This window comes from Aeromicrobium sp. P5_D10 (genome assembly GCF_054049535.1).
Genome location: NZ_JBFUME010000018.1, coordinates 1 through 8,171, shown reverse-complemented (window position 1 = coordinate 8,171; position 8,171 = coordinate 1). Strand labels below are relative to the sequence as shown.

Here is an 8,171-nt window from a genome sequence, read left to right as displayed (position 1 = left end):
GCGAAGAGAGATCCCGACCCTCTCAGCGATGGCTTTCGACGTCGGACGCAAAACTCCCTCCTCGACCATTTGCGTGTGCGCGTCGATGATGGCCTGACGAGTCAGCTGCCGGCGATGGATCCGGCCATCGGGGTGAACGTTTCCCGACATTCGTGTCTCCAATCAGTGAGGGCTTGACAGATCATCGAGAAGACTACACGCTGAGTGCATTCAGTTTGGACGAGCCCCGCACCTCAGACGCTGTTGCAGCGAGGGTGATGGATAGGAGAGACGGCATGGCTGGGAATCGCACGCTTTATGCAAACGGAAATATATTCACTGCCTCATCGACAATGCCGACTTGGGCGAACGCGATGCTCATCGATGGCTCGAAGATTGCGTATGTCGGGGATCTCGCAACCGCTCGCAGAATCGCCGGTGTGGAATCAGTTGAGATCGATCTCGAAGGATCGCTCGTGCTTCCAGGGTTCGTCGATGGGCACGCACACCCTATGTTGATCGGCGAATGGTTGGGGCAGTTGGATTTGCTGCCGACGGGAAGCCTCGATGAAATCCAAAAACTGGTCCGGGATTGGCGCGAGCGGCATCCGGACGATCCAAGGATTCAGGCTCACGGATGGCAACACGCTTCGATTCCCGGCGGGCGGCCCACTCGGCAAATGATGGACACCATCCTTCCGGATACACCATTTTATGCGAGATCATTCGACGGCCACTCCATTTGGCTGAATAGTGCCGCTTTGAGAGAAGTCGGAATCAACGCGAGCACGACTGACCCGCAGGGCGGCTCGATTTCGCGCGACGCGACGACGGGCGAGCCGACGGGTTACGTGGACGAAACCGCTCAGCATGCGTACGTTTGGCCATTCCTTGAGGGCTTGGTGGACGAGGCCGGTCGCGATCAACACCTCGCACGAGCCGTCGAACACGCCGCTGCCTGCGGAGTAACAGCAATGACCGAGATGATGCTGACGGAGTCCGGGCTGGCGGCGATGGCGCGGGCCGAGGCCGCCGGGGAGCTGAAGTCTCGGATCGTAGGATATTTCCGGATCTATCTTCGTGAGGATGAGAAGGACAATCTCGCTCAGATCGACCGAGCGATCGAGTTGAGCAAGCAGTACACCTCGCCGTTCCTGCGCGTGACCGGAGTCAAGTTCATCGTGGACGGCACGATAGACGGCTGTACTGCAGCAGTGGGTGAGCCCTACTCGAATGGAACTCTCGCCGACGCAATTTGGGATTACGACACGCTGGCCCCAGCAGTTGCGGCTGCTGACGCTGCCGGTCTGCAGGTGGCCATGCACGCAATCGGAGATGAAGCGATTCGTATCGCTATTGACTCGATTGAGAATGCAATGCGCGAAAATGGTCCGCAGGCTCGCCGTCACCGTATTGAGCATCTTGAGTATGCCAAGCGCGAGGACATCGCCCGCATTGCCGCGCTGGGCATTACTGTCAGCATGCAGCCTGAGCATGCTGATCCCGCGATCGCCGCGACGTGGCAGGCAATGCTGGGCGACGCGCGGATCGACCGTGCGTTTCCTGCAACGGAAGTGACCGACGCCGGCGCGGTGCTGGCCTTCGGCACTGATGCCCCGGTGACGTCCTTGTCACCTCTGCCCAACCTATACGTAGCCGCTACTCGGCGATCGATCCTCGAGCCGGCTATGACGGAGGCGAATATTCCGAGCTACACAATGTCTATCGGCGAAGCCGTCCGGCACGCGACGTACGACTCCGCGTGGGCCTGTAGAGCTGAACAAGAATTCGGTGAGCTACGCCCGGGACTTTCGGCGGACTTTGTCGTGGTCGACCGCAATGTCGTTGATAGCCCGCCTGAGCAGCTCCTGAAGGCGTCAGTACTTAAAACTGTTCTCGCTGGCAAGACCGTCTACGTCAAGCCATAGGAAAGGAACGCACCGATGCGAAGTAGATCCGAGAAGGAAAACGATGGCAGCCCTGGACGCTTTTCGTCTGGTGGAGGTTGGAGTGGCGAAAACAACGCGCGGCGCTTTTCGCGGGCGCGGCTCCTACCTGTGGCGGCAGTAGCAGCGTTCGCAACACTGAGCGCCTGCTCATCGCCCAGTGAGGCGCCTTCACAGAATGAGGGCGTGAAAAACGATCAACTTGTGACTACCCCCGCGGGCAAGGGCACCCTCTCGCAGGTCACGTGGAATCTCCCTCCGGGGGAGCCGAGCTCGATTGCGCCGACCCGGTCGACCAGTAGTAACAACACCTTCATTCTTTCCAACACCTGCGACCCGCTCGTGCGGATCAACGCCAAGTATGAGGTCGAGCCGGGACTTGCTACGTCCTGGAAGTACTCGAAGGATCACCTGACGTTGACGTACACGCTTCGTTCCGGCGTCAAGTTCTGGGACGGCCAACCCCTGACGTCCGCTGACGTTGCCTACAGCCTCGGGCAGCACCTGGACCCCAAACTGGCGTCAGTAAATGGGACAGTCTTCACGAACGTAGAAAGTATCGAAGCTGACGGACCGGATCGCGTCGTTGTCCGCTTCAAAAAGCCCGATGAACTCTTTCATCACGAGATGGCGATTGTGTCAGGCATGGTCTCTCAAAAGGCCTATGTCGAAGCAGACCCGGATGGATATGGAAGTCCCAGCCGTGGCGTGATGTGTACCGGGCCGTATAAATTCGAGAAATGGAGTTCAGGGTCGGAGATCACCCTGAAGGCGAACGACGACTATTGGGATGAGACGAGGCGGCCTAAAGCCAAGACGGCACATATCAAATTCGTCACCGATTCAGGGACAATAGTGCAAGGATTCAAGTCTGGACAGATCGACGGGGCTTACGGCTTCTCGGCGACCCTTGTCCCGTCGCTTAAATCCGTGACCAGTGGCAAGCTCTACCTCGGCGCAGGCGCTCGAAGCGCCGTCTTGATTCCTACGGGCGGGGCGGGGGCCGACCCAGCGATTCGAAAAGCGCTCAGCATGATCGTCGATAGGAAAGCCATCGCGGAGAAGATCTACTTCAACGCCGCTCGCCCAAGCTACGCGTTGATGACCTCAAACTGGTGGCAGGCTGAGGCGAAGGACATCTATAAGGATGCGTATGACGCGTTGACCGTGCCGCGGAAACCTGATCCAACTGGCGCGAAAAAGGTGATTGCCGGAAACTCCAACGCGTCTAAGCCCATTGTCATCGCCGCGCTCCAGGGTAATGAGGCACAGCTGCGCGGGCTCACGCTCATTCAGGAAGAGGCGAAAGCCGTCGGCCTGAACGTGAAGGTGCGCGCGATCACGTTCGCGGAGAACTCGAAGTTGGCAACAAGCTCCGCGTATCGAGAAAGTTCGGACGTCGACTTCTTTTGGGTCGATACGTTTTCCGCTACCGATCCGCTGGATTGCCTCCTTTACCTTGCCCTGCCACAGCACCTTGGTGGTTCGGTTCAGTACGTGGAATACGACAAGCAAGACGAAGTGGGCAGGCTCCTGCAGCAAGCTCGAGCCACGTTTGACACGCGCGACCGGGCCAAGCTGATTGTCGAGGCACAGAAGATTTGGGAGGACGAGCAAAATATCGTGATCCCGATCGTGTCGTTGAGCAATACGATGTTTATGAACAAGAGAATGAGCGGCGCACCAGCGTCCTTTGCGGCCACCTACATGCCAAGTCTTGCCATGCTGGGCGGTGCAGACTAGTGGTGTGGTACGTGCGCCCATTGCTGCGTATGCTTGGCTCTGGGGTCGCGACAATACTGGTCGCAAGCGTCGTGATCTACGGCGGCCTGGCCGCGTCGCCCGGCGACCCCGCTGCGGTTTTGGCCGGGGAGAAGGCGACACCTGAGCAGATTGCTCAGATACGGTCCAACCTTCATCTCGACCAGCCGCTGGTCGAGAGGTACGCCTCATGGGCGGGGGACGCACTAACCGGGAATTTTGGCACGTCCTTCCAGTACAGAGATAGCGTTTCATCTTTGATAGGAGGCAGGCTCGGCGTCAGCCTATCCTTGGCCGCATATGCGTTCTTGATAGTGCTGGTGATGGGCATTGGTCTCGGAATGGTGCCGATATTCTTCAGGCGTCTGAACTGGATAGTGACGGCAATTGCCGGGATCGGTGTGGCAGTCCCTGTCTTTGTGAGCGCACTCATACTGATCCAGGTATTTGCGTTGTGGCTCGGGTGGTTCCCAGCGCTCGGACAGGGCCGAGGGTTTCTTGGTGGAATTCACTATCTGACGCTACCTGCGTTGGCACTAGCGATTGGCTGGGGCGCATATCTCGCGCAGATAACACGAACGAGTCTGCTTACGGAAGAGCAGCGCGATCACGTCGAAACTGCCACGGGACGTGGTGTGCGACCATCGCGCGTCTTCAGGAAGCACGTGGTTCGAAACGCAACGATGCCAATCCTCTCGGTATCCACACTTACGGCAGCGGGACTCATCGCGCATACGATCATCGTTGAACAGATATTTGGGCTTGGTGGCATCGGATCATTGCTTATCGCGGCGGTGCTGAACAAGGACTATAACGTTGTGATGGCAACAAGTATGATCTACGCTTGCGCGTTTGTGATTGCGACGATCACGATCGATATCGCCCAACTCGTGCTTGACCCCAGGGTTCGAGCGGGGGCTCTACGATGACCGACGCAACTATATTCGTACGAGATGGAGATGCGGCGAACGGAAGGTTGCGCACGCGCCGACCACGAGATCTGCTCACCGTAGCTTTTGGCTGTGTCCTTTTGCTTCTGGCGCTGGCGGCGATACTGGCTCCATGGGTGGCGCCTTATCCGCCGAACCAGACCAGCATCCTGGAGGTGAACAGCGGTCCGACTGCGGCTCACTGGTTGGGAACGGATGCGCTTGGACGCGATATAGTCTCTCGTCTGCTCTTTGGTGCACGAATTAGCCTATTCGCGCCGGCGATAATTGTCTTTTGCTCGACGGTATTGGGCGTTTGCCTAGCGGTCAGCGCCGTGTGGTTCCGAGGGTGGTACCAGCTACTGGTGTCCCGTTTGCTGGACCTGCTTTTCGCGGTCCCGCCCCTCCTGGTGGCAATCTTGGCTGTCGCGTTCGTAGGACCGGGTATCGTCGCTCCCGTCGTCGCGCTTTCGCTGGCCTTCGCGCCATATGCGGCGAAGGTCGTGCAGTCGGTGGTCGCCCGGGAGCGCGAACTCCCCTACATCGAAGCCTGCCAGCTAGTTGGATTCGGCGGCTTACGTATCTGTACGCGGCATTTGATACCCAATGTGATGCCTCTTATCCGTTCGCAAGCCATTGTCTCGTTTGGGCAGGCGGTCGTCGCATTGGCATCCGTGTCGTTCTTGGGCTTGGGGGTTCAGCCGCCGAGCTCGGAGTGGGGCCTAATGGTCGCGGACGGAAAGACGAGCCTGCTCAGCGGGTACCCGATGGAGTCGCTTTCCGCTGGCTTAGCGATTGTCGGCGTCGTCATCCTCACGATCTTCCTTGGAAGCAGATTTGAAGGACGGGACAACAGACTATGACGCCTGACCACTTGCTCGATATCGATAACGTTTGGTTACGGATGCCGACCTCCGGAGGCGATCGCACGATCCTTCAAGGCGTCAACTTGACCGTGTCCTCGGGGGAGGCGGTTGGCCTTGTCGGGGAGTCCGGCTCTGGAAAGTCGATGACCGCGCGTACTGTCTTTCGCCTGCACCCGGCGCGTGCTGTCGTCGAGGGGCGGGTACAGATCGGCGATAAGGACGTCTACCGAATGACCAAAAGTGAGTTGCGCGCCTGCCGACGCCATGACGTGGCGATGATCTATCAGGATGCGCGCTCTCATATTAATCCCCTGCGTAGTATTGGCGACTTCCTCTTAGAGGGAATGACTGAGTGTGGTGTAGGGCGCAGGGAGGCTGAACAGAAGGCCGTTGCGCTGCTTGAGGCGGTTGGAATACCGGACGGACGGCAGCGCATGCGCGAATTCCCCGACCAACTGTCGGGCGGCCTGCTCCAACGCGTCATGATCGCCGCCGCACTCTCAACGGATCCGAAACTACTGATAGCTGACGAGGCGACGACAGCACTTGATGTGACAACTCAAGAGGAGGTGGTGGCGATCCTCGACGACCTGAGGCGCAGTCGTTCGCTAGCGCTTCTGTTCGTAACCCACGATCTGGACTTGGCAGCGGCGATAACTGAGCGGATCGCGGTCATGTACGCAGGCTTGGTCGTGGAGGTGCTGCCCTCCGCCGATTTGGAGAAGTCTCGGCTACATCCTTACACCGCGGGTCTGTTGGATTCCCGTCCGACCATCGGAGAGCGAAAGAGAATTCAAACGATCCCGGGGAGGGCGGTCCCCGCATATGAGGCGGATACGGGATGCGTATTCGCGCCGCGGTGCCGATTCGCGGTCGACAGATGCCGGGAGGAGCGACCCATGCTTCGTGAGGTAGGTGACAACCGCGTCGCGTGTCATTTTGCAGAGTCCATCAGGGCGAGCGGGGAACTGAATCAGGTGATTGAAGCATGAAGTCCAACGAGACCGCGTCTCTCCAGCAGATGGACCAAGCCGACTCCGGTTCCGTTGTGGCCCGAGATCTGCGAAAGGTGTTCCGTATCCGCCTGGCCGCTGGCGGTTCACGAGATCTCGTCGCGGTTGACGGTGTGTCGTTCGACGTGCCTGCGGGAGGGTCGCTTGCGCTGGTTGGCGAATCCGGTTCGGGGAAGTCCACCGTTGCACGAATGGTGGCCGGTCTTGAGCGTCCAACCAGCGGGGAGATTGCCGTCTCCGGTAAGGCAAGAGCGAAGGTCGCGCGCGGCCGAGCGGCGAGAAAGGAGCGTGGTCGTCAGGTTCAAATGGTCTATCAGGATCCTTATGCGTCGCTCGACCCCAGACAGACCGTCGGGGATGGACTCGACGAGGTCTTGCGGTTCCATTTCTCGTTGACCGGACATGACCTGGACGCCCGCCGCAATATGCTTCTTGAACAGGTCGGCCTTGACAAGAAGCATGCCGAGGGGCGCCCGAGTTCTCTCTCGGGAGGTCAGCGGCAGAGGGTTGCCATTGCTCGTGCGCTGGCGTGTGAACCAGAACTCCTGGTGCTCGATGAAGCGGTTTCGGGCCTTGATGTTTCGGTGCAGGGGCAGGTGCTGAATCTACTCGCCGATCTGCGAAGCGAAGTCCGTGTCTCCTATTTGTTCATTTCGCACGATCTTGCCGTCGTTCAGCAGGTGTCGGATACCGTCATCGTTATGAGGAACGGGCGCGTTGTTGAGGGCGGTACAACAGACGACGTGTTGCGAGCGCCGCAGAATGAGTACACCCAGCAGCTGCTGTCCGCCGTCCCACGACCGGGATGGAAGCCCCGCAGACGTAATGGCGTTGCCACCTCAAGCTGAGCGATCCGACCGAGCCCGGTGGAGGAGCCGTATCCAGCTGCCCACTCACGTACCGGCTCTTCAGATCACTGGACGGCAGATCGGTGCGTTCGATGGACCCAGACAATCGGCAGAGTAATCAGGATCGTGCACAAAGTGACGCAGGCGGCAAACTCGACTGCGGTCGTCACGATATCGAGGATTTAGGGGTCGTCAGTTAGACCTCGCAAAGTTCTGGAGTGTGAGCGCTGGACCTCTCTCAAGAAACGGGTGGGCTTTAAGCCTCGGCTGCGACTGCGACTGAAGTGTGGGACTAGTCTCGCTGAGTGCACTTAGCGTGTAATCTTCTCGATGATCTGTCAATCCCTCACTGATTGGAGGCATGAATGTCGGGAAACGTTCACCCCGATGGCCGGATCCATCGCCGGCAGCTGACTCGTCAGGCCATCATCGACGCGCACGCACAGCTGGTCATCGATGGAGTCTTGCGTCCCACGGCCAAAGAAATCGCTACGAGGTCCGGGATCTCTCTTCGCACTTTCTGGCTTCACTTCCCTGAGATGGAAGCGTTGTTTGCGTTGGCRGGGCAGTACTGGCTCGACCGAGATGCCGGCAATTGGGATCCTGTGCCAGCTGACCTTCCGTTGGAGACGAGGATCTATCTGTTCTGTGATCGGCGCGGGGCGCGGCTCGAGGACATAGCCCCAGCGGCAGCGTCGGCGCTCCTTGCCGAGCCGTTCTCTCCTGCCTTGACTGATGCCCGGCGTCAGCATTACGGCCGCCTACACGACGACCTCGTCGAGACGTTTGGTAACGAGATCGGAGCAGACAAAACGGATCCTCGCCATCA

At 59.0% G+C, this 8,171-nt stretch carries 7 protein-coding genes; all 7 read left to right on the top strand.

Annotated elements, in window-relative coordinates; translation table 11 throughout:
- Window positions 1-275: 275 nt before the first annotated feature.
- Window positions 276-1,907, top strand: a complete 1,632-nt coding sequence (locus ACXJKC_RS21610) for an amidohydrolase (RefSeq protein WP_456698825.1) — start codon at window positions 276-278, stop codon at window positions 1,905-1,907.
- Window positions 1,908-2,111: 204 nt separating this feature from the next.
- Complete coding sequence (locus tag ACXJKC_RS21605; protein ID WP_456698824.1) at window positions 2,112-3,668, top strand: ABC transporter substrate-binding protein; 1,557 nt, start codon at window positions 2,112-2,114, stop codon at window positions 3,666-3,668.
- Entirely contained in the window at window positions 3,668-4,615 is a 948-nt protein-coding gene (locus tag ACXJKC_RS21600; protein ID WP_456698823.1) for an ABC transporter permease, read from the top strand. The genes ACXJKC_RS21605 and ACXJKC_RS21600 overlap by 1 nt, the downstream gene beginning before the upstream one ends.
- The gene (locus ACXJKC_RS21595) at window positions 4,612-5,478 is read left to right on the top strand and encodes an ABC transporter permease (RefSeq protein WP_456698822.1); all 867 of its coding nucleotides are present in this window, start codon (window positions 4,612-4,614) and stop codon (window positions 5,476-5,478) included. The genes ACXJKC_RS21600 and ACXJKC_RS21595 overlap by 4 nt, the downstream gene beginning before the upstream one ends.
- Entirely contained in the window at window positions 5,475-6,473 is a 999-nt protein-coding gene (locus ACXJKC_RS21590) for an ABC transporter ATP-binding protein (protein ID WP_456698821.1), read from the top strand. Before ACXJKC_RS21595 ends, ACXJKC_RS21590 begins: the two co-directional genes overlap by 4 nt.
- Complete coding sequence (locus ACXJKC_RS21585) at window positions 6,470-7,342, top strand: ABC transporter ATP-binding protein (protein WP_456698820.1); 873 nt, start codon at window positions 6,470-6,472, stop codon at window positions 7,340-7,342. The genes ACXJKC_RS21590 and ACXJKC_RS21585 overlap by 4 nt, the downstream gene beginning before the upstream one ends.
- A gap of 365 nt (window positions 7,343-7,707) precedes the next feature.
- Window positions 7,708-8,171, top strand: a 464-nt coding sequence (locus ACXJKC_RS21580; RefSeq protein WP_456698819.1) for a TetR/AcrR family transcriptional regulator, incomplete at its 3' end; no start/stop codon positions are given.